Source organism: Anaerotignum sp., from assembly GCF_017483025.1.
GTDB lineage: Bacteria > Bacillota > Clostridia > Lachnospirales > Anaerotignaceae > Anaerotignum_A.
Genome location: NZ_JAFUMA010000012.1, coordinates 28,345 through 49,748 on the forward strand (window position 1 = coordinate 28,345; position 21,404 = coordinate 49,748).

Annotated in this window: 20 protein-coding genes; 2 read left to right on the forward strand and 18 right to left on the reverse strand. The window is 47.3% G+C overall.

Annotated features, from left to right (window positions below):
- Position 1: 1 nt before the first annotated feature.
- The 11 genes from thiI to IJ369_RS01355 all read right to left on the reverse strand — a co-directional run bounded on the left by thiI (position 2) and on the right by IJ369_RS01355 (position 11,992).
- Positions 2-1,177, reverse strand: coding sequence for a tRNA uracil 4-sulfurtransferase ThiI (gene thiI, locus IJ369_RS01305; protein WP_290715099.1), 1,176 nt, complete (start codon positions 1,175-1,177; stop codon positions 2-4).
- An 11-nt stretch (positions 1,178-1,188) separates the two neighbouring features.
- Complete coding sequence (locus IJ369_RS01310; protein WP_290715102.1) at positions 1,189-2,337, reverse strand: cysteine desulfurase family protein; 1,149 nt, start codon at positions 2,335-2,337, stop codon at positions 1,189-1,191.
- 166 nt (positions 2,338-2,503) lie between these two features.
- Entirely contained in the window at positions 2,504-3,229 is a 726-nt protein-coding gene (locus IJ369_RS01315; protein ID WP_290715104.1) for a 16S rRNA (uracil(1498)-N(3))-methyltransferase, read from the reverse strand.
- 5 nt (positions 3,230-3,234) lie between these two features.
- Positions 3,235-4,212, reverse strand: coding sequence for a 50S ribosomal protein L11 methyltransferase (gene prmA, locus IJ369_RS01320; protein WP_290715106.1), 978 nt, complete (start codon positions 4,210-4,212; stop codon positions 3,235-3,237).
- A 140-nt stretch (positions 4,213-4,352) separates the two neighbouring features.
- The gene (locus IJ369_RS01325) at positions 4,353-5,087 is read right to left on the reverse strand and encodes a nucleotidyltransferase family protein (RefSeq protein WP_290715108.1); all 735 of its coding nucleotides are present in this window, start codon (positions 5,085-5,087) and stop codon (positions 4,353-4,355) included.
- 24 nt (positions 5,088-5,111) lie between these two features.
- On the reverse strand, positions 5,112-6,086 hold the full coding sequence (locus tag IJ369_RS01330; protein WP_290715111.1) for an RluA family pseudouridine synthase: 975 nt from the start codon (positions 6,084-6,086) through the stop codon (positions 5,112-5,114).
- Positions 6,087-6,104: 18 nt separating this feature from the next.
- A protein-coding gene (gene prfB, locus IJ369_RS01335) for a peptide chain release factor 2 (protein WP_290715113.1) occupies positions 6,105-7,209 on the reverse strand; the annotation gives its coding sequence in 2 pieces (ribosomal slippage) (positions 6,105-7,133 and positions 7,135-7,209; 1,104 coding nt in all).
- 106 nt (positions 7,210-7,315) lie between these two features.
- On the reverse strand, positions 7,316-7,936 hold the full coding sequence (locus IJ369_RS01340; protein ID WP_290715116.1) for a C39 family peptidase: 621 nt from the start codon (positions 7,934-7,936) through the stop codon (positions 7,316-7,318).
- Between the two features lie 22 nt (positions 7,937-7,958).
- Positions 7,959-10,553, reverse strand: a complete 2,595-nt coding sequence (gene secA / locus IJ369_RS01345; RefSeq protein WP_290715118.1) for a preprotein translocase subunit SecA — start codon at positions 10,551-10,553, stop codon at positions 7,959-7,961.
- 288 nt (positions 10,554-10,841) lie between these two features.
- Entirely contained in the window at positions 10,842-11,405 is a 564-nt protein-coding gene (locus tag IJ369_RS01350; RefSeq protein WP_290715120.1) for an HD domain-containing protein, read from the reverse strand.
- Positions 11,402-11,992, reverse strand: coding sequence for a thymidine kinase (locus tag IJ369_RS01355; RefSeq protein WP_290715122.1), 591 nt, complete (start codon positions 11,990-11,992; stop codon positions 11,402-11,404). Before IJ369_RS01355 ends, IJ369_RS01350 begins: the two co-directional genes overlap by 4 nt.
- A gap of 168 nt (positions 11,993-12,160) precedes the next feature.
- Here IJ369_RS01355 and IJ369_RS01360 point away from each other — a divergent pair, with 168 nt between their 5' ends.
- A complete protein-coding gene (locus tag IJ369_RS01360; protein ID WP_290715124.1) occupies positions 12,161-13,507 on the forward strand; it encodes an MATE family efflux transporter in 1,347 nt (448 codons plus the stop codon).
- Between the two features lie 38 nt (positions 13,508-13,545).
- Here IJ369_RS01360 and IJ369_RS01365 read toward each other — a convergent pair whose 3' ends face one another.
- Entirely contained in the window at positions 13,546-15,543 is a 1,998-nt protein-coding gene (locus IJ369_RS01365; protein ID WP_290715127.1) for a carbohydrate-binding domain-containing protein, read from the reverse strand.
- 91 nt (positions 15,544-15,634) lie between these two features.
- On the reverse strand, positions 15,635-16,495 hold the full coding sequence (locus IJ369_RS01370; RefSeq protein ID WP_290715130.1) for a DMT family transporter: 861 nt from the start codon (positions 16,493-16,495) through the stop codon (positions 15,635-15,637).
- A 164-nt stretch (positions 16,496-16,659) separates the two neighbouring features.
- Here IJ369_RS01370 and IJ369_RS01375 point away from each other — a divergent pair, with 164 nt between their 5' ends.
- Positions 16,660-17,205, forward strand: coding sequence for a TetR/AcrR family transcriptional regulator (locus IJ369_RS01375; RefSeq protein WP_290715132.1), 546 nt, complete (start codon positions 16,660-16,662; stop codon positions 17,203-17,205).
- A 42-nt stretch (positions 17,206-17,247) separates the two neighbouring features.
- On the opposite strand, the gene hpf is transcribed toward IJ369_RS01375, so the two are convergent.
- The 5 genes from hpf to IJ369_RS01400 form a co-directional block, all read right to left on the reverse strand.
- Entirely contained in the window at positions 17,248-17,793 is a 546-nt protein-coding gene (gene hpf / locus IJ369_RS01380; RefSeq protein ID WP_290715134.1) for a ribosome hibernation-promoting factor, HPF/YfiA family, read from the reverse strand.
- Positions 17,794-18,363: 570 nt separating this feature from the next.
- Positions 18,364-18,879 carry an O-acetyl-ADP-ribose deacetylase gene (locus tag IJ369_RS01385; RefSeq protein ID WP_290715138.1) on the reverse strand — a complete coding sequence of 172 codons (516 nt, stop codon included), beginning with the start codon at positions 18,877-18,879 and terminating at the stop codon, positions 18,364-18,366.
- A gap of 197 nt (positions 18,880-19,076) precedes the next feature.
- A complete protein-coding gene (locus IJ369_RS01390) occupies positions 19,077-19,769 on the reverse strand; it encodes a M23 family metallopeptidase (RefSeq protein ID WP_290715141.1) in 693 nt (230 codons plus the stop codon).
- Positions 19,770-19,813: 44 nt separating this feature from the next.
- Complete coding sequence (gene spoIID / locus IJ369_RS01395; protein WP_290715145.1) at positions 19,814-20,713, reverse strand: stage II sporulation protein D; 900 nt, start codon at positions 20,711-20,713, stop codon at positions 19,814-19,816.
- Between the two features lie 81 nt (positions 20,714-20,794).
- Positions 20,795-21,404 (reverse strand): hypothetical protein (locus IJ369_RS01400; RefSeq protein ID WP_290715147.1); only part of this gene is annotated, 610 nt, incomplete at its 5' end.

Below are 21,404 nucleotides of genomic sequence, written 5' to 3' on the forward strand. Positions count from 1 at the left end.
CTTACAGATCGATGATCTCTGCATTGGCTACTGCTTCTTCCAGCAATCTGTCCAGTTCTGTCAGCTTATGTTCCGCTTTTTCGATATAGTTCAGGCGGGGTTTTGTGACAGGGTGTTTTGCAACGAAAACAGTACAGCAATCTTCGTAGGGGCGGATAGAAATTTCGAAGGTACCGATTTTTTCCGCCTTCTGAATGATTTCCGCCTTATCCATACCTGCCAGAGGGCGCAGTACGGGCAGATCACAAACCGCATTGATAACCTGGATGCCCTGCATGGTCTGGCTGGCAACCTGACCTACGCTTTCGCCAGTTACCAGCGCCAACGCGCCGTCTTTATTGGCAATCATTTCTGCCGCACGCATCATGGCACGTTTCAGGTGGATCGTCAGTCTGTCATGGGCTGTGTTATCCAGAAGATACAGCTGCAGTTCTGTAAAAGGAACCACATACAGACGGAATTCGCCTGTGAATGTGGCGATCTGTTTTGCCAGGTCGATGACCTTTTCCTTCGCCCATTCGCTGGTATACGGAGGGCTGTGGAAATAAACGCCTTCCACTTCTACACCGCGTTTTGCCATCATCCATGTTGCAACAGGGCTGTCGATACCGCCGGAAAGCAGGCTGACTGCCTTCCCGTTGCTGCCATAGGGCAGACCGCCGTGGCAGGGAATTGTTTTGGAATGGATATATACGCTGTTTCTAATTTCGATGTTCAGTGTCACATCGGGTTTTTTCACATCAACTGTCATATTGGGCATATGTTCCAGAATATATGCGCCAACTTCCATGCTCATTTCCATGGAATGCATGGGGTATGCTTTATTTGCACGGCGGGTATTTACTTTGAAAGTCATTTCCTTATCACCGTAGAATTCCTGCATATGTGCCAGGGCTTCCTTGCAAATGGTGTCAAAATCATTATCTTCCAGACGGATGCCGGGGCAAATGGAATGGAGACCGAAGATCGTTTCCACTTTAGGGATCGTCAGGTCATAATCCAGTTCGCCGCCGCGGTCTTCTACGATCAAACGACCGGGGTCTCTTACAACATAGAAATTGCCGTAAGGGTCCAGGTTTTTGCGGATCGCAGAGATCAGGCGGTTGATAAAGATATATTTATTGTTGCCGCGCATGGCGATCTCGCCGTATTTTACGATCAAAACCTTTTCTGCCATTGTTTTTCTCCTTATCTATTGTATTTTCTGAAGAAAGGTACCAGTTCGTTCAGCGCCTTCAGGCATTCTTCCGCTTCTTCCACAGTATTATATCTGCAGAAGCTGAAACGGATGGCACCTTCAATTTCATTGAAAGGCAGGCCCATAGCTGTCAGCACAGGACTGCCCACTTTTTTCTTACTATCACAAGCAGAACCTGCCGAAACCACGATGCCCTTGCTTTCCAGCGCATGCAGCAGCACTTCGCTGCGCAGGCCTTTGAATGTCACATTCAGCACGTAGGGGCTGGCATCTTCCAGGCTGTCGCCGTTCAGCTGTGTATCGGGCATTGCCAGAATACCTTCCAGCAGCACTTTTTTCACTTCTCTTACGTGTTCGATGCTTTCCTTCATGGCTTTGAAGGCTTCATCGCAAGCCACGCCCAGAGCCGCTGCACCGGGGCCGTTTTCTGTACCGGGGCGCTGGCCTCTCTGCTGACCGCCGCCCAGCATCAGAGGTTTCACCTTCAGGCCTTTGCGCATGTACAGCATACCAACACCTTTGGGGCCGTGGATTTTATGACCGCTCATAGTCAGCAGGTCGATTTTCATTTTTTCTACATCGATGGGGTATTTGCCAAAGGCCTGTACCGCATCCACATGGAACAGGCAGTTAGGATTCTTTTCTTTCACCAGCTTGCCAATGGCAGCCGCATCCTGCACCGTACCTGTTTCGTTATTTACCAGAATGATGCTCACCAGAACCGTATCAGGTCTGATGGCATTTGCCAGTTCTTCCAAAGAAATGTGACCCTGTCTGTCTACCTTCAGGAAAGTCACTTCGCATCCCTGTTCTTCCAGATGCTTCATGGGATTTTTGACAGCAGGGTGTTCGATTTCCGTTGTGATGAAATGCTGACCCTGTCTTTTATAGCCTTCCGCTGTGCCGTAGATGGCCCAGTTATCGCCTTCTGTACCGCCGCTGGTGAAGAAGATTTCTTCATATTTGCAGTGGATACCGCGTGCAATAATTTCAGCGGCGTTTCTGATTTCTTTTTCCACAGCAAGGCCCATAGCGCTGACGGACGCAGGGTTGCCGTACTGTTCACAGAGCATCATGCTCATTTTTTCCGCTACGGAAGGCAATGCTCTTGTCGTAGCAGCGTTATCGAAATAGATCATGTTTTTCATTCCTTTCTAGGTCAATGAAACCCAATCGCTCCGCCCTCAGGCTCTCGCGATTGCCGTCATTCGTAACTCCGCGCATACGCTCCGTTACTCATGTCGTACACTCGCCAAATATCCGCGTCTGTATGTAAACATCCAACGCAGCTACATGGCTCGTTGCTTAATCGAGTTCATATAATAAGATAGCAGTTGTTGTCATACCAGCTGTTTCTGTTCTCAAAATTCGTTTGCCCAATGTAATGGGGGTGATACCATTTTCCTGGGCCAATGCGATTTCTTCTTCCGCAAAACCACCTTCGGGGCCTATGAAAACACCAATGCTTTCACCCTTGAAGCCCTGCACAAACTGGCGAATACCAACTTCCTGTTCCTTTTCGTAAGGGATGATAGCGCCATCCAATTCCTTGGCTTCTGCCACGGCTTCCCTGAATTTCAGCACCTGCTGGCCAATTTCAGGAATTTTACCTCTGCCGCTCTGTTTTGCTGCGGCTTCAGCGATTTTCTGCCAGCGTTCCAGTTTTTTCGTTTCCTTCTTATCCAGTTTTACGATAGCACGTTCTGTAGAAACCGCAACGATGCGATCTATACCCAATTCCACGCATTTCTGGATAATGAGTTCCATTTTATCCGCCTTGGGCAGACCCTGATATAGGGTGATTTTCACTTTGGGTTCAGTTTCACAGACTTCCTTTGAGAGAATATCCAGCAGAACACCTCTTTCCAGAGAAGCAATGCGGCACTGATAATCCATGCCTTCGCCGTCACAAAGGGTAATTTCTTCCCCTTCTCTGGCACGCAGGACTGTTTTGATATGTTTTTCATCTTCCCCGAACAGCTGAACCTGTCCGCGGCTGATGTCGTTTTTGTTAAAGAAAAATTTAGGCATTGTTATCACCCCATGAATCTGGATGCGATCGCTACCCAGCCATTCTTTTCTCTGATTGCTTCTACTTTGAAGTTGCCTGCTTCCAGCGCAGCCAGAACGTCTTCCTTACGTTCTGTGATGATGCCACTGGAAAGGAAGATACCGCCGTCCTTGATATAATCGGGCACCTGTTTTGTCAGAGCGATGATGATATCTGCAACGATATTTGCTTCTACCATATCGTATTTCTTGCCGCTGTATTTCTGGTGCAGTTCTGCGTCTTCCAGAATATTACCGGCGCAAACATGATATTTTTCTCGGGGGATATCGTTCATGTCGCTGTTTTCGTAAGCGATATTGATGGCATTGGGGTCGATATCCACAGCATCTGCTTCTTTTGCTTCCAAGAGCAGAGATGCGATGGAAAGGATGCCGCTGCCGCAGCCGATATCCAGAACCATATCGTCCTTCTTCACATATGTTTCGATCAGTTCCATGCAAAGCTGTGTGGTTTCGTGGGTACCTGTACCGAAAATATGACCGGGATCAATTTTCAGGATAACCTTATCTGTTTCCTCTGTCAGTTCTTCCCAGGAGGGTTTGATCATAATCTTTTCGCCTACGGGGAAGGGTTTGAAATATTTCTTCCAGTTATTTGCCCAGTCTTCTTCCTGCACATTTTTCATTGTCAGTTCCAAAGAGCCCAGATCCAGTTCTTTTTCCGCTTCCTTTACAGCCGCCAGCGCACCTTTGATCTGTGTCAGCTGTTCTCTGCCGTAGAGGTTATCTCTCACAAAGAAAGTGATGCCTGTCACCAGCTGTTCCTTTTCTTCCACCAGTTCATCGGCAACATAATCCCAGTCTCTGTGGGGGTTTTCCAGAAATTCTGCAAAGTCGGATGTATCGTGGATCATCAGACCTGTCAGACCGCACTGATACAGCACGCCTTCTACAGGTTCCAGGCCCATCTGACTGGTAGATACGAATACTTCGATCCATTCCATTTGGATAGTCTCCTTTCAAATTATCGCTTGCCCGTCAAATGTCTGAGCAAATCCGCAAACACATTTGTGCATTTGCTCAACCGTTTGCCAGGACTTTATAAACGGAAATAAAGCCGTCCGGTTTTTTGAACGGCTTTATATCAATCTTTGTAGAGTTCGCATACTTCACGGTAGCTTTCAGGTGTTCCGATGTCGTAGCATTCTCCATCGAAAGTATAAGCAAAAACTTCCTTTCTCTGGTAGAGCCATGCAGGGAAATTGCCGGGGGCATCGGGCTTATTGCCTGCCGCCAGATATTCGGCGATCATAGGCACCGTTTCCTTTTTGTAAAGATATGCTGCAAATACCACCGTATTGGACTTGGGCTTTGCGGGCTTTTCCTCGATATCCAGCACTTTACCCTTTTCATCCAGCAGGGCAATGCCGAACTGAGAAAGCATGCTTTCATCTTCCCAAACCTTTACGCAAACACAGTCGCGGTCTTTTTCGCGGAAATAATCCACATATTCTCTCAGAGAATATGTAAAAAAGTTATCACCTGCAATGACCATCAGATCATCGTCAATCTTCATTTCATCAATGACGAAAGAAATATCGCCGATGGCGCCTCTTTTATTAGAGTCATCTGTTGTGCCGTCGTTCAATACTGTGATGGGCGCGCGGCTTTTTGCCTCTTTTGCCCAATCTTCAAACTGTTTTGCAAATTTATCGTTGGAAACAACATAAATTTCGTCCAGCTCTTCGATGGTATCCATCCGTTCTACGATATGATCAATGATTGGTTTCTTACCAATGGGGAGCAAAGCCTTGGGCATGTTCAGTGTCAAAGGATATAACCTTGTGGCATAACCTGCCGCCAGAATAATGGCTTTCATATACTCTCCTCCTTCATTTGTTACTTATTCACTCTTGCCAAAAAGTCCATCGCAGATATCCTGCAAGGTTTTCGGCAGAGGAGCTGTCATTTCCTTTCCGTACAGATAACCCAAGGGGCCTTCCTTTTCCTTCCATTCTACCCGCAGGGCGTGAAGGAACTGATTGGAAAGGGCATATTCCTTGCGGAATTTTTCGTTCGAATGTTCCGAACCATATTTTCTGTCGCCGACCACGGGATGTCCGATGGACTGCATATGGGCACGGATCTGGTGAGTTTTCCCCGTAATCAGGTGAATTTCCAGAAGCGTATAGCCCTTTGCATGGGCAATGGGACGATATTTCGTCATCGTCTTTGCGCCGCTGCCTTCCCGTTTGGAAATGCGAACCTGATTTCTGTCTTCGTCCTTTGTCAGGTACGCAGTAATTTCCCCCGCTTCACGAATCTCTCCGGCAACCAGCGTCAGATAGAATTTATTCAGCTTATGGCTGCGGATGATCTCATTCACCGCCTGTACGCCTTTGAGCGTTTTCCCAGCGATAACGATACCACTGGTGTTTCTGTCCAGTCGGTTGCAGAGGGCAGGGGTAAAGCTGCTGTCCGCCTCGGGCACATACTGCCCCTTCTGATAAAGGTAATACAAAATCTGGTCGATCAAAGTGTCCTTGTCGCTGCTTTTTTCAGGATGTGTCAAAAGGCCTGCCGGTTTGGAAACCACAAGGATATCATCATCCTCATAGACGATGCCGAAATGGCGTTTCGCCGCCGCAACGGTCTTTTCCTCCATGAAGGACTGAATGGTTTCCTCTGCCAGGTAAAGCTGGAGGGTATCGCCTGCTTTTAACAGTTCGTTACCCTCCGCTCTGCTGCCGTTGTATTTGATGCGCTTTTTGCGCAGCATCTTATACAGGAAGCCCTTGGAGGCCTTGTTCATATATTTCAGCAGGAACTTGTCCAGCCTTTGATTTTCCTCATTTTTGGTGATTCTGATCTCTTTCAAGGCTTTTCCTCCAGAGAATTAGCTGTGGATCCATGCCAGGTATGCGCTAATGAAGTTATCGATCTCGCCATCCATAACTGCGTCTACCTTACCTGTTTCTTCGCCTGTACGGTGGTCTTTTACCATGGTGTAAGGCATAAATACGTAGGAACGGATCTGGCTGCCCCAGCCGATTTCCTTCGTTTCGCCACGGATCTCAGCCAGTTTCTGCATCTGTTCTTCCAGTTTCAGGGCAAGCAGTTTACTTCTCAGCATTTTGAACGCTTTGTCCTTATTGGCAAACTGGCTTCTTTCTTCCTGACAGGATACAACAACGCCTGTGGGGAAGTGGGTGATACGGATGGCAGAGGATGTCTTGTTGACATGCTGACCGCCGGCACCGCTGGCTCTGTAAGTATCGATACGGATATCGTCGGGTTTGATCTCGATTTCTGTGTCGTCTTCGATTTCAGGCATAACATCGCAGGAAGCGAAGGATGTCTGTCTTCTGCCAGCACTGTCGAAAGGAGATACACGCACCAGACGATGGATACCCTTTTCGGACTTCAAATAGCCGTAGGCATTTTCGCCGTTTATCTGGATCGTAACGGATTTCAGGCCGGCTTCATCGCCATCCAGCATATCCAGCAGTTCCACTTCGAAGCCTTCTTTCTGCGCCCATCTGGAATACATACGGTAGAGCATGTTTGTCCAGTCGCAGGCTTCTGTGCCGCCTGTACCTGCGTGCAGTGTAATGATGGCATTATTGCGGTCATATTCGCCGTCCAGCATCGTTGCAATGTGGAGTTCTTCATATTTCGCAATAAAGTCATCGTTCATTTCTTTGACTTCTTCGTATACGCTGTCATCCTGTTCTTCGATGCCCATTTCGATCAGTGTCAGGATGTCTTCGTATGTTGTTACAAGGCCTTCATATTTGCCGACCTTATTTTTCAGTGCTTTCAGCTGCTGCAGTGTTTTCTGGCTCTTTTCCAGATCGCTCCAGAAATCAGGGTCAGCGGAAAGTTCTTCTAATTCGGTTATCTTCTCCTTCGCGCCAGCGACGTCAAAGTGAAGCCCCCATTTCCTCTAATTTTTCGTCATAAGCAGAAAGGCCCAGACGGATCTGTTCTAACTCGAACATTAAAAATCATCTCCTTCATAAATGGTTTTATAATGAATGATGGTTTATAGAGTTAACAAGGTTTCCCTTCGGATGGGCTTTCCGTCGGTTCCCCCTGTGTAACGTCTTATTTATCTTCCTCGGAAAATGCTTCCGTTGAAAATCGGATAAAATTCCCGCTGAAGGATGCCAGAAAATCTTCCATAGGCACCCACCATTCGGGCTTGTTCCGCTCCGTAAAAGCGGAGGGATGATGCACCAGAAAGGCTTTCAGCTTACCATCCTCTGTTTCGTAGCCGAAAACAGGGATGAGGTGACCGCTTTTTCCGTATACACCTTCGCCGTCTACTCTGGGTTTACCGCCCAGAAAATAGGGCGCGATGGAAATGATACAGGGATGACCATTGTCCAGCTCCTGTTTCAGATCTTCCACCGTTTTTTCCCGCAGGGCTTCGCCATGAATGCCGTATTCCGCCGCCATCTTTGCCAGACCCCAGTGGATCCAGCCAACGCCGGGCTTATAGGCACCTGCCGCTACGCCCTTTTCGATCATGGGGCCGTGGCGTTCGACGTTTTTGCCGAAACCATCCAGCACCATGCGAAGGGATGCGATGCCGCAGCTGCGCATGGTCCAGTATTCCCCGTCCGCAAGGGAGAGGAACTGTTCCAGCTGCCAGTTTTCCTGCGTCATCTGTTGAGTATAAAAAGGGAAATCCATCGGCAGTCTATACCGTTTTTTCTCTCCCATTTTTAATCACTTCTTTCAAGAATCAAGCATTGCGTCCACAACACTGTTTATATTTCTTACCGCTGCCGCAGGGACAAGGATCGTTTCTGCCGACTTTATCGTCTGTGCGTTTCTTAGGCTGTTTCACCAGAGATTCGTCCTTGTTTGTGAACATAGGCTTCTGTACTTCTTCGCGTTTCACTTCTGTCTGGATGCGAACGCGATACAGGATCTTCAGCGTATCATTCTGGATATGTTCGCTCATTTCTTCGAACATATCGTAGGAAGCAAATTTATATTCTGTCAGAGGGTCTCTCTGGGCATAAGCATGCAGGCCGATACCCTGTCTCATCTGGTCCATATCGTCGATATGGTCCATCCATTTCTGGTCGATGACACGCAGCATAACAACTCTTTCCAGTTCACGCATGCGTTCTTCGCCTTCCGGCTGACCCTGTGCGATTTCTCTTTCTTTCATTTCATACATCTGAACGCCCAGTTTTGTCAGGCTTTCTTTCAGTTTGTCTTTTGTCATCTGGGCCAGAGCTTCTTCCTTGATGTTGACCTTGCCAACGGGAATGATTGCGGCCAGAGATTCGCTGAATGCAGCCATATCCCATTCTTCGGGAAGCTGTTCATCGCTCATATGGGCATCTACTGTACGTTCTACTACGGCGCCGATCATGCCGATGATGCTGTCACGCAGGTTTTCGCCATACAGTACGCGCTTTCTTTCGCCATAGATGATCTCTCTCTGTTCGTTCATTACCTGGTCATATTCCAGCAGATGTTTACGGATAGCGAAGTTATTGCCTTCTACTTTCTTCTGGGCATTTTCGATGGCCTTTGTCAGCATGCCTGCTTCGATAGGTTCATCTTCTGTCATACCCATAGCGTCAACGACCTTCATTGTCTTTTCGGAACCGAACAGACGCATCAGATCATCTTCCAGAGAGATATAGAAACGGGATTCACCGGGGTCGCCCTGACGACCGGAACGACCACGCAGCTGGTTGTCGATACGTCTGGATTCGTGACGTTCTGTACCGATGATCTTCAGACCACCCAGATCAGGAACACCTTCGCCCAGCTTGATATCGGTACCACGACCTGCCATATTTGTGGCGATGGTTACTGCGCCCATCTGGCCTGCCAGTGCTACGATCTCCGCTTCCTGTGCATGATATTTTGCATTCAGAACCTGGTGCTTAATGCCTTCCATTTTCAGCATCTTGCTCAGGATCTCGGATTTTTCAATGGTTACTGTACCAACCAGTACAGGCTGCCCCTTTGCATGGGCTTCTGCGATGTCGCGAACAACTGCACGGAATTTGCCCGCTTCTGTACGGTAAACAACATCTTCCAGGTCTTTTCTCTGAACAGGCATGTTTGTAGGAATTTCGATAACGTCCATGCCGTAGATGTTACGGAATTCTTCTTCTTCCGTTTTTGCTGTACCGGTCATACCGCATTTCTTTGCGTATTTGTTGAAATAGTTCTGGAAAGTGATGGTCGCCAGCGTCTTGCTTTCTCTGCGCACCTGCACATTTTCCTTGGCTTCGATGGCCTGATGCAGACCGTCGGAATATCTTCTGCCGGGCATCATACGACCTGTGAATTCGTCAACGATAACAATTTCCCCTTCGTGGATCACATAGTCTTTATCCAGGTGCATGTTATAGTTGGCTTTCAGGGCGTTGTTGATATGATGCTGCAGTTCCATATTTTCAGGATCAGACAGGTTATCGATGGAGAAGAATTTTTCCGCCTTTGCGATACCTTCCTGTGTTAGAACAACAGATTTTGCCTTTTCATCCAGAACATAGTCGCCTTCTTCCTGAATTTCTTCCTTCAGCAGGGCATTCATAGCTTCTTCTTCGTTGATGATACGGCCTTTTGTCAGTTTCTTTACGAACAGATCGGCTACACGGTACAGGTCTGTGGACTTGGAACCGCTGCCGGAAATGATCAGTGGTGTTCTTGCTTCGTCGATCAGAACGGAGTCGACTTCGTCGATGATGGCATAGTGCAGATCTCTCTGTACCATGTTTTCTTTACGAACTACCATGTTGTCACGCAGGTAGTCAAAGCCAAATTCATTGTTTGTACCGTAAGTGATGTCGCAGGCATATGCCGCACGGCGTTCATTATTATCCAGACCATTCAGGATGCAGCCAACAGTCAGGCCCAGGAATTTATAAACCTGACCCATCTGTTCCGCGTCACGCTGTGCCAGATAGTCATTAACTGTAACAACGTGTACACCCTTGCCTTCCAGGGCATTCAGGTATGCAGGCAGTGTTGCTACCAATGTTTTACCTTCACCTGTTTTCATTTCCGCGATACGGCCCTGGTGCATGATGATACCACCCATCAGCTGTACAGGGAAATGCTTCATGCCCAGCACATGGGGACGGGAGGATGCTTCTCTTACTACCGCATATGCTTCAGGCAGGATATCATCCAGAGTTTCGCCCTTTGCCAGACGATCCTTGAACTCCTGTGTTTTTCCTCTCAATTCTTCATCGGAAAGGTTTTCATACTGGGGGCCCAGTGCTTCGATCTTTGCCACGATGGGCTTGATCTTTTTGATTTCCTTTTCACTGTAGTTCCCAAATATTTTTTCTAAAAAACCCATTTGGTTCACCTCATTTTTCTTTAGATAGTGTGCTCAAAGTATATCATCAGCAACCAACTCACGATATATTTTGGGCACACTTTTACATTATTATAGTATAGCAGAAGAATACCCCCGTACACAAGGAAAAGTTGTGTATTTCGGGGGTTCTTAACAAACTTTTAAAATATTTTAATGAAAATGGCGGCCTGTCAGCCGCTTTTCCAAGCAAAAACCCTGAAATTCCTCCCTTTTCAGACGAGAAAAACATCAGTTTGTTCCACCCAGATGTAAAACTTACCAATTCAGTCATTCGCCTTTTTTGATCTTCTCCAGGGTATCCAGTGCTACCAACTGACGCAGGCTTTCCAGCTTCGGGTCACATTTTGCCTGTTCCATGCCATGAGTCTGGTTCAGTTCATATTCCAGAGGCAGCCAGGTATCCAGCGGAGATTCATTATGTTGGATGACCGCTTCCAGCTTGTCCAACGCCTTATAGATTTTCGCTTCTCTTGTTTCCTGAGCATGCATTTCTTCGAAAAGCCCACGGAAACGACTGTGCTGAGGCTCAGGCAGACTGTCCATCCATTGATAGATCATATCATCCTCATGGTCGGAATCAGCCTTGGTTTTCCAGAAGGAGGGGATATCCCCTGTGATGGCTTCGCCCAAGTCATGGATGATGCACATGCGGATGATTTTATTGAAATCCGCATCCTGCAGTTCATCCTCTAGCAGCATCGCCAGCAGAGAAACTCTCCAGCTATGCTCCGCCACGCTTTCGGGACGGCGGTTGCTGGTAGTGCAATGCCTTGTGTTATCTTTCAATCTCTCTGCGATTTTCAAAAAATCGAGAATTTCTCTGTCCGTCATACTTCCTCATCCTCTTTCTCCTGGGCCTTCTTCCAGCATTTATAGCACATGGGGCGATAGCTTTCGTTTCCGCCGATGAAGAACTGCTCTCCTTCAGTGATGACATTGCCTTCGCTGTCGATGCGGGCATTTACCATAGCCTTACCACCGCAGGTGCAGACAGTTTTCAGTTCGGAAATGGAATCCGCCAGTTCGAAGAGTCTTGCGCTGCCGGGGAACATCTTCGTACGGAAGTCTGTGCGCAGACCGAAACAGAATACGGGCACGTTGTAGTTATCCACGATATCCCGCAGCTGTTCCACGTGGGAAGGATGCAGGAACTGGGCTTCATCCACGATGATGACATCGTTGAATTCCTTTTCCCTGTCTCTGAAAATTTTGTATAAATCCATATCATCTGTCACAGCGTCCGCAGGCTGTTCCAGGCCAATGCGGGAGTGCACATTGCCGATGCCGTTTCTGGTATCTGCCGCAGGCTTCAAAAGCCACACGCGCATGCCCTGTTCTTCGTAATTGAATTTTGTGATGAGGGCCTGGGCGGATTTGGAACTGCCCATGACGCCATATCTGAAATAGAGTTTTGCCATCTATCTTACCTCCAAAATAAATCTTATCTGTTATTAGCATACCACAAACCTGCCCCCTTGACGAGGGGAACAGCCTGTAAAATTTGTGAAATTTTTGACTTTCTTTTCTCAAAAAAAGGAGTATACTGACAAATAAAGAGAACCTTTTATGTTTAGGAGACGATTTCTATGATTACAGATCTGACCCAGGGCAACAGCAGAAAAATGCTCTGGATGTTTTCCATACCGATGCTTTTGAGCGTCATTTTTCAGCAAATGTATAACATCGCTGACAGCATCATTGCCGGACGATTCATCGGGGAAGATGCCCTTGCCGCCGTTGGCGCTTCCTATCCCATCACCATGATCTTCATGGCGGTGGCAGTGGGCAGCAATGTAGGCTGTGCCGTAGTGGTTTCCCGTTTCTTTGGGGCAAAGCAATATGAAAATGTAAAAACAGCCGTTTGTACGATTTTCCTCACCTGCATCGCTGTCAGCATCGTAATGACCGCGCTGGGGCTGCTGCTGGGAAACCGGCTCCTGACTCTGATCCAGACCCCTGAAAATGTTTTTGCCAATGCGGCATTATATTTAAGGATCTATATACTGGGCTTTTTGTTCCTGTTCCTCTATAACATTTGTACGGGTATTTTCACCTCTCTGGGGGACAGCCGCACGCCCCTCTATTTCCTGATCGGCTCTTCCGTAGCAAATATTGTTCTGGATATCGTTTTCGTAGCCGTTTTCAAGATGGGCGTTGCAGGCGTAGCATGGGCAACCTTTGTCGCCCAGGGGGCAGCTTCCATTCTGGCCTTCGTGACATTGGTCCATCGCCTGAAGCAGCTGCATACCACGGAGCCCTATGAAAAATTCTCTGCATCCATGCTGAGCCAGATCGCCCTAGTGGCCATTCCCAGCGTATTGCAGCAGAGCTTTGTTTCCGTGGGGAATCTGTTCGTTCAATCTCTGGTAAACAGCTTTGGTTCCGCCGTTATCGCAGGCTATTCCGCTGCCATCAAACTAAATACCTTTGCGGTTACCTGCTTCTCCACCCTCTCCAACGGGCTTTCTTCCTTCACAGCTCAGAACATTGGGGCAAGGAAAAAGGAGCGCATACAGGAGGGCTATAAGGCGGGTATTCTGCTGGTGGTCATCATCTGCATTCCCTTCGTTTTGTTCTATTTCTTCTGCAGCAAAACGGCAATGGGACTTTTCATGGATGCCAATGAAAGCCAGGAAGCCATCCACGCTGGTATCATGTTCCTGAAAATTGCATCTCCATTCTATCTGATCATGGGCATCAAGGTGATGAGCGATGGGCTGCTGCGAGGCGCTTCCGCTATGGTATATTTTATGACAGGCACCTTTATGGATCTGATCCTGCGTGTCATTCTGGCGTATATCTTCGCTAAGGGGCTGGGCTTCGGCTCCACAGGCATCTGGATGGCATGGCCCTTCGGCTGGACCATCTCCATGTTCTTCTCCGCAGGCTTCTGCAAGCTGAAACCATGGGAGAAAAAAGAAAAATCGGCATAAAAAAAGCACCCAAATGGGTGCTTTTTTATATAAACTCGTTATTTGTTTGTATTCGTCAGCATGGTCGCTGCTTCTGCTTTTGTTACATAATCCAAAGGACGAACGGTTTCCTGTTTGCCGGAAATGACGCCTTCTTTTACTGCCCACGCAAAAGCATTTTCTGCAGAAATCTTATTCAGGTCTCTGAAATCAGGCACTGCACCTTCGTATTCATCGCCCAGATAGTTATACAGCATCTGTACCAGTTCTTCTCTGGTCACTTTCGTATCTGCTGCCAGTTTATCCTCTGCGATATCGCTCAGGATGCCGTTCTTTTCAGCCCATGCCGCTGCAGCATAGTAGGATGCGTTTGCATCGATATCAGCGAAGGATGCTTCGCCTGCTGCAGGCTTGCCTGCCAGTGCGTACATTGCTTCCAGCGCTTCACCTCTTGTCATGGTTGCGGAAGGAGCGAAAGTCGTTTCTGTTGCACCAACCATGATGCCCTGTGCCGCTGCGGATGTGACTGCGTTATAATACCATGCGCTTCTTGCCACGTCTGTGAATTCAGAATTATTCACTACAGAAGAAACATTGGAGAATGTTTTGCTGTCTTTGCTCAGGCGGAATTTTTCTGTCACAACGTCGGAAGAGGACTGGAATTCTCTGCCGCCGCCCATACCGCCGCAGGGCTGCATGTTTGCAGGCATTTCAGGCATTTCGCCGCGTTCCATTTTTTCCATGAAATCTGCAGGCATTTCTTCGCCGCGTTTTTCAAATTCTTCTCTCATGCGTTCTTCGAAATCTGCAGGCATCTGACCATCAAAGCCTTCATGTCTCTTGCCTTCCTGACCTTCGGGTCTCTGACCGCCCATCTGCGGGCCGCCGAAGCCTCTGTCATTCGTCATAGCGCCGCCATGATGCAGCTGTGTACCGCCTGTGTAGGATGTAATTTCAGTATACAGGCCGTCTTTTTCTACACCTTCGATTTCACCGCCCATGTAAACATGGTAAATGCCTTCTTCCAGTTCAGGTGTGCTGAAAGCGATGTATGTGTAGCTGTAAGGGAAATCATATGCGAATACGGGCTTATCGTTTTCATCCGTTACCACCAGCAGGTCGTCTGTGCTTTCAGAAAACTGCAGCAGCATATACAGCTGCTCGGAGTCGTTTTCGATGGGGTCATACATATTGCCCGCACCAACAACAACGCCACCATTGATATAAGAACCACCGTCAGAGTCGATGCCGCTGTCCATGCTGTAGGGGTGGGCCAGATTGATGGCTGTACCGCCGTTGATTTTGATGAAGCCGTTGGAATCCAGACCATCGCCTTCATACTGAGGGTCGCTGGTTACGGAGCTGAAAATATAACCATCGTTGATGGAAACCACTGCAATGCCATCTTCGGAAGCATTGATGGGGTCATCGTGGGAATTGATGACGATATTGCCGCCATTAAATGTCAGGTGGCCATATTTTGCTTCAATGCCTTCGATATCACCATTGACTGTCAGATCGCCTGTGCCTTCAAAGCCCAGGGAGACATTGGAGCTGATAGCTGCATCGTGTTTCACATTATCTGTTTCTGTTTTCTTTGTGTGGGAACCATTCACCACGTTTTCACTGCCTTCGGCAATTTCGATGGTCACGCCATATTCCCCTTCTGTTCTGGGGTCAGTCGCAGAGTAGATCTGGATAGCCGCCGCTGTGCGGCATGTGATATCCACGCCATTCAGCACCACACGTACGTTGTCGGAATCTTCCGCTGCCACGGCGATCTGTGCATCTGTTGCTGTGCCGCTGAATACGTATGTGCCTGCATCTGTGATGGTGATGACTCTATTCTGCAGGTCTGCCAACTCTTCGGGCACATCGCTGTGGGTTTCTGTTTTGTAGTCCAGATAAACTGCATCTGTTTCATCTTCTGTAATTTCCTTTCCGTTTACCAGAATTTTGTCATCGAAAAGGGAAACTGTTGTTGCTTCTGCAGCGAAGGCTGTCTGTGTGCCAAAAAGGGCAAGGACCGCCGCTGCCATGATCAAATTTTTCTTCAAGGCATATCCCTCCTTATTTTAACATTATGTTCTATATTAAGAACCTAAGATTAAAATTTGATTAGGGTAAGCGTACTTTTTTGTACATCTTCTATTTCTCACTGGTCGTGGCATAATAGGTTCCTGCCGCCATGACTGCCAGAGCCACAAGAAAAACTGCCGAAGGCAACTCTCTAAAGATCAGCAGAGAAAGCCCCGCCCCGATAAAAGGAGATACGGCATAATAGGTGCTGGTTTTCGCTGCCCCCAGATATCTCTGGGCATAGATATAAAAATAAATGCTCATTCCATAGGCAACAAATCCCAGCAAAAGAGCCAGCGCCATATAGCCTGCGTGGAAATATCTTTCTCCTGTGATCAAAGCCAACAGGATTGCCCCTATACCGGAACCAAATCCTTTGATGACTACGATCTGCGCAGGATCTTTTTCGGACATCATTCTGGTACAGTTATTTTCAAAGCCCCAGCAGATACAGGCCAACAACACGAAAACAGACCCAAGGGTGAAAGAAAAGCTGCTCATATCCTCCACAGATAAAAGAATACTGGATGCTGTTACCAGAAAAATTGCGATCCAAAGCCGTCTGCTGATGGTTTCTCTGAAAATGCAAAGAGCGATCAGGGATGTGGCTACGATCTCAAAATTATTCAGAAGAGAAGCATTGGCCGCGCTGCATCGTGTCAGCCCGATCATCAACAAAACCGGTGCCCCAATATCCAACAGAACCATAGCCACCGTATAGGGGCGCTCTTTTTTTGTAATGGGCTGTTCTTTTTCATCCCTGCGAAATTTTCCCAGCAAATACATCCCAAGACCTGCCCCCAGATATAGTAGCCCCGCCATCATCGTTGACGGGATATAAGCCAGCAACAGCTTGGAGATGGGCGCGCTGATTGCATATAATGCCGCTGCCAGTATTGCATAACAAATTGCGATTTTTGTTTTATCCATAGTTCCACCTGCCCTTGACCCCCAAAAAACATTTCGATACAATGAGTACGATACCAAACATTCTGTACGATAAAATTGTATCGAAATAGAGGATCTGAAACAAGAATCAAAAACTATCAAATGACATTTACGGAACATTTCGGATATTTTGTTCAGGAGGAGCCATGGACAGACGACAGCAGAAAACAAGAAAAGCCATTTTCATGGCTTTTGGAGATCTATTGGAAAGAAAAAGATTTGAAAACATTACCGTGCAGGAAATCATCGACGAAGCCAACATCGGACGCAGTACCTTTTATGCCCATTTCGAAACAAAGGATGCCCTGTTAAAGGCCATGTGCACAGATATTTTCCATCACGTATTCACCGAACTGCTGCCAAAGGAATCTGATGAGGCGTATGCCCATGGCATGCAGAATCTGGAATTGAAACTGGGGCATATTCTGTATCATCTACGGGAACAAAAACAAAATCTGAAAGGAATCCTTGGCGGAGAAAGCGGCGATCTGTTCATGCAGTATCTGAAAGAATACCTCCGCGAATTATTCAGCCTCTATCTCGATGAATTTAATACCAACATTCCAACGAATTTCCTGTTACACCATCTTTGCGGATCCTTCGCAGAGGCCATCAAATGGTGGCTGGCAGAGGATACGATGCATACACCAGAAGAAATGGCTGTCATTTATTTGGCTGCCATTGGGAAATGAAATAAAAAAGGGATGCTTTCGCATCCCTCATTTTTATTCTAATTAGTACTCAGGTTCAATCAGGCCATATGTACCGTTCTTTCTCTTATAAACAACGTTCACTTCGTCCGTTTCCCCATTACGGAATACAAAGAAATTGTGGCCTACCAGTTCCATTTCCATAACAGCTTCTTCAGCATCCATAGGTTTCACTTCGAAACGTTTTGTTTTTTCGATTTTTACCATAGGTTCGTCATCCAGGTCTTCTTCGGGAACCAGGATCGCTGCATATTCTGCTGCATAAGCTTCTGCGCCAGCTCTTACTTTTGTGCGCATGCGTTTTTTGTAACGTACAACCTGACCTTCCAGGATGTCGACAGCTTTATCTACGGCAGCTGTCATATCTGCATCCTGCACTTCGGCACGTACATATCTTTTATTCATGGGAATGGTCACTTCAACAGTAGAGACCAGTTTTTCCAGACTCAGTGTGATGGTCGCTTCTGTGTCCTCGGGGAACAGCTTAGCGATTCTGTCCATCTTCTTTTCAACCATTTCTTTCGTTTTGTCCCATACATCGATGTTCTTACCAATAATGTTATAACGCATAATAACAACTCCCTTCGTGATCCTCTCACCTTGAAAGAGGATCGATGAACTATATCGAATCGGCAGAGCCGATAGGATTCAAAGTCTTTCGCAGTTGATTCTCATCTGCTTACTCTTATTATTCTCCATAATTTTTCAAATCCCTTTTTTCTTCTGAAAAAAATATTGGGTAATTTCCGCGAATTTTCTGACAACAATATCAACAAAAAAGTTTGTTGGATTTTTCTTTTTTGGTTTCCATAATCCAAATTACGAATTTCCGCGATTTTTTCTCAAAAAGGAAAATGGCGGATTTTCAGGCATTTCAGAAATCCACAAAAAACACATCTGTTCTCCTTTTTTCCACAATCTTTTTCCACGGAAACTGTGGATAATGTGAACAACTTTGTGGAAAACTTGCGTTCTAAGGCTTTTCGCTGTGGATAAAACAGTGGATTTCTCCACTTTTTCCACAAAAGCATGTTCGTAGCCATATCGCTCATAAGTTTACATAAAATTATGAATAGATTGTATAAACAAAAAAACCTCGAAGAAAAACTCCTCGAGGCCGCATTGTTTTTTGTATAGAATTTATGCTGTCAGTTCTGCCAGAGCATCCAGATATGCTTCCTTTGTTCTGTCATCAAAGCAAACCAGAATGATCTGTTCCATGGAATCATCCTTTTTGAGGAAATTGAGGATTTCGCCCACGGCGATTTTTGCCGCCTGATCCACAGGGAAACGATAGACCCCAGTGCTGATGGAAGGGAATGCGATGGATTTGACACCATTTTCCTTTGCCAGGGCCAGACAGTTTTTATAGCAATTTGCCAGAAGCTCTTCTTCCCCCCATTTGCCGCCGCGCCAGATGGGCCCGGGTGTATGGATGACATATTTTGCTTTCAGCTTATAGCCCTTTGTAATTTTTGCTTCGCCGGTACGACAGCCATTCAGCGTTTCACATTCCGCCAGAAGCTCAGGCCCTGCTGCACGATGGATGGCACCATCCACACCGCCGCCGCCCAGAAGGGACGTATTGGCTGCATTGACGATGGCATCTGTTTTTGCTTTTACGATATCACCTTTTACGATAGACAAACGTTTCATACTTCAACCCCCTTGTCTAAATAGGATTACCCTTGTCCCATCATTTTATCCTCTTTCCCAAATTTCGTAAAGCAATTTTTCGCAAAAAAAGCCATGAAACTATGGTATTTTTTTCATTTATCCTCCCTCTCCGGAAAAACAACAGAAAAAGAAGCCTGATGAGACAAATCTCCCCCCAGACTTCTTCCTCTGAAAAGTTATTCTGCTTTCTGCAAATTTTCCGCAGGGTCTTTCGGTTCTCCATCCTGCGCCATGGCAAATTCCAGATGAGACCCCAGGGCCACACCATATTTCGTAGGCGCGGCCACAGAGCCGATGATCTGTCCCTGGGTCACGCTATCCCCTTCCTTGACTGCTACGGCATCCTCCAGCTGACCGTATGTAGTCAGCCAGTTTTCCGCATGCTCGATAACAACCACATTACCCGCTTGGGCATCTTCTCTGATTTCCTTTACAACACCATCCGCCGCTGCTTTTACTTCTGTCCCCTGTTCTGCAGACAGACTGATAGAAGCATTGGTACGGTACTGGTCGAGAGTAGGGTCATAAATCGCATGATCCATGCTGTAATCCAGAACGACCTCCCCATCCACGGGGTAGGCAAAGACAGGCTTTTCCGGTTTCGTCTGCTTTACCGGGGTTTTCACTTCCCCATCGGGAGATTCCCCGGGGTCATTGCTCTGCTTGTCCCGCTCGAAAAGAGCCGTATCGATGGTAGGGGTCTGCACCGCTGTTACGGGCTGTTCCACTTCCGTAAAATCGGCAGATTCTACAGGCGTTCTGTCAAAGGCACGATAGGTCACCCCAGCCCCTACCGCCAGCAGGCACAGGCAGCCGCAGATGGCAATCGTCTGCATCCGTCTGGCTGTTTCTTTCTCATTTTTTCTCATGTCAATAGCACCTCCGATGCTATTGTTGCCAGTACAGGAAAGTTTTATTCGATTTTCTCAAATTGAATATCCGTATAATAATGGTTCAAAATTTCATGGTAGTCCATGCCTTTTTCCGCCAGAAAAGATGCCCCGTACTGGCTCATGCCTGCCCCGTGCCCATACCCAAACACGGTAAATATAATATCATTTTCTCTCTTTTCTATGGTAAAATTTGCACTGCGCAGGGCAAGGGCTTCCCGTACTTCCCTTCCCGTAAGAATCTTGTCCCCTGCCTGCACTTCGTCCACATAACCTGCTTCCGTGCGGCTGAGAATGGAGATTTCTTCTAAGTCGCACCCCAGTTTATTCGAAATTTCTTTTGCAGAAAATGTCACCACGGTTTTGTTGTCGGGAGCATTTTTATCATCCATACTGTTCACACTCTTTAAATAAGGTACGGCTTCATTCCAAACATTTTCCGCATCCTCCGTTTTGCCTGCGCTCTGGGCATGGAAGGCGGCAAGGATAGGTTCGCCGTTATATACCATGATTTCCCCTGCTGTAGCGCGAACAGCATTACGTATCTTCCCTGCGTAAAAAGCGTAGTTCTCGCCCCATTTTTTCTTCTGCTCTTCCGTTGTAATATAGGCCTGTCCCACATCATAGAGAACGAAATCACTGCCTGCCGCCTGCATCTGCCGGATTTGGTAGGTTCGGGCGGCGACCGCCTGGGCTTTCAGGGCTTCTTCGGGAAAGGCCGCCGGCATTTCCGCCGCCACAACGCCAACAACATATTCCTCCAGTTCTGAATCCAGAGGGGCCAGGTCTGCCAGACCATAGAGGGCCTTTGCCTGCTGGGGCAGCTCCTTTGCGAAACCGCCGCAGAGGAGCGTCACCAGAAACGGCAGGAGAAGAACCGCCAATATTATATAGAAAAGCACTATGCTAAGGAGTTTTTTCATTCAGCCACATCCCTTCTCTCTATGATATGAAAGAAGGCAAAAGAAAAGCCCCGAACTTTTTCGTTCGAGGCTAACATTTACTTATAAAAACCAGAACAGCCAGACGCCGAAGGCCATCACCAGCAGGAAAAATACGCTGCCCAATTTGGCATATTTTCTGTCCATACGGCGGACGCGCTTGAAGAAATCGGGATTTTCCAATTCCGTGATATAAAGGCCGCCAAACAAGCCCGTTCTGACCTGCAGACGCAGGTTCTTTTCTTTTTTCAGCATTTGGAAGGTTCTCTTCGTCAGCTGGAAATGGTAGGTGATACCATTATTGATCCCTTCCAGATAATGCCCCTGCTTGGCAATCTTTTCCGCACCGCTTTCATGGGCAATAAAACAGCGGGTAGACAGCAAAATCAGTTCCCATTCCTTCAGTTTGGAGCGGTCAATGCCTGTATAAACCATCCCTGTGTAGAAATAATTCAGCACCAGCATAGGAACAATGGTCAGAAGCAAACGCACCACAGGCATATTTTCGCTGCCCCAGCCCTGAATATTCAGGACATACCCCTGTATCTGGGCCTGCGCCACGCTGTAGAACATCATCAGGAAGATGACGAAATACAGAAACCAGAACAATGCCGGATGTTTCTTTCTCTGCTTGATATTCCAGCCGCGGATCTCCGTCAGCCCTCTGCGGCAA

Excerpts from the sequence above, each read along its gene's own strand:
- thiI (WP_290715099.1), bottom strand. The coding sequence starts at position 1,177 with ATGGCAGAAAAGGTTTTGATCGTAAAATACGGCGAGATCGCCATGCGC.
- IJ369_RS01325 (WP_290715108.1), bottom strand. The coding sequence starts at position 5,087 with ATGAAAGCCATTATTCTGGCGGCAGGTTATGCCACAAGGTTATATCCT.
- IJ369_RS01385 (WP_290715138.1), bottom strand. The coding sequence starts at position 18,879 with ATGAAACGTTTGTCTATCGTAAAAGGTGATATCGTAAAAGCAAAAACA.
- IJ369_RS01390 (WP_290715141.1), bottom strand. The coding sequence starts at position 19,769 with ATGAGAAAAAATGAGAAAGAAACAGCCAGACGGATGCAGACGATTGCC.
- prmA (WP_290715106.1), bottom strand. The coding sequence starts at position 4,212 with ATGGAATGGATCGAAGTATTCGTATCTACCAGTCAGATGGGCCTGGAA.
- IJ369_RS01350 (WP_290715120.1), bottom strand. The coding sequence starts at position 11,405 with ATGACGGACAGAGAAATTCTCGATTTTTTGAAAATCGCAGAGAGATTG.
- secA (WP_290715118.1), bottom strand. The coding sequence starts at position 10,553 with ATGGGTTTTTTAGAAAAAATATTTGGGAACTACAGTGAAAAGGAAATC.
- IJ369_RS01360 (WP_290715124.1), top strand. The coding sequence starts at position 12,161 with ATGATTACAGATCTGACCCAGGGCAACAGCAGAAAAATGCTCTGGATG.
- spoIID (WP_290715145.1), bottom strand. The coding sequence starts at position 20,713 with ATGAAAAAACTCCTTAGCATAGTGCTTTTCTATATAATATTGGCGGTT.
- IJ369_RS01310 (WP_290715102.1), bottom strand. The coding sequence starts at position 2,337 with ATGATCTATTTCGATAACGCTGCTACGACAAGAGCATTGCCTTCCGTA.
- IJ369_RS01355 (WP_290715122.1), bottom strand. The coding sequence starts at position 11,992 with ATGGCAAAACTCTATTTCAGATATGGCGTCATGGGCAGTTCCAAATCC.
- IJ369_RS01375 (WP_290715132.1), top strand. The coding sequence starts at position 16,660 with ATGGACAGACGACAGCAGAAAACAAGAAAAGCCATTTTCATGGCTTTT.
- IJ369_RS01315 (WP_290715104.1), bottom strand. The coding sequence starts at position 3,229 with ATGCCTAAATTTTTCTTTAACAAAAACGACATCAGCCGCGGACAGGTT.
- IJ369_RS01370 (WP_290715130.1), bottom strand. The coding sequence starts at position 16,495 with ATGGATAAAACAAAAATCGCAATTTGTTATGCAATACTGGCAGCGGCA.
- hpf (WP_290715134.1), bottom strand. The coding sequence starts at position 17,793 with ATGCGTTATAACATTATTGGTAAGAACATCGATGTATGGGACAAAACG.
- IJ369_RS01340 (WP_290715116.1), bottom strand. The coding sequence starts at position 7,936 with ATGGGAGAGAAAAAACGGTATAGACTGCCGATGGATTTCCCTTTTTAT.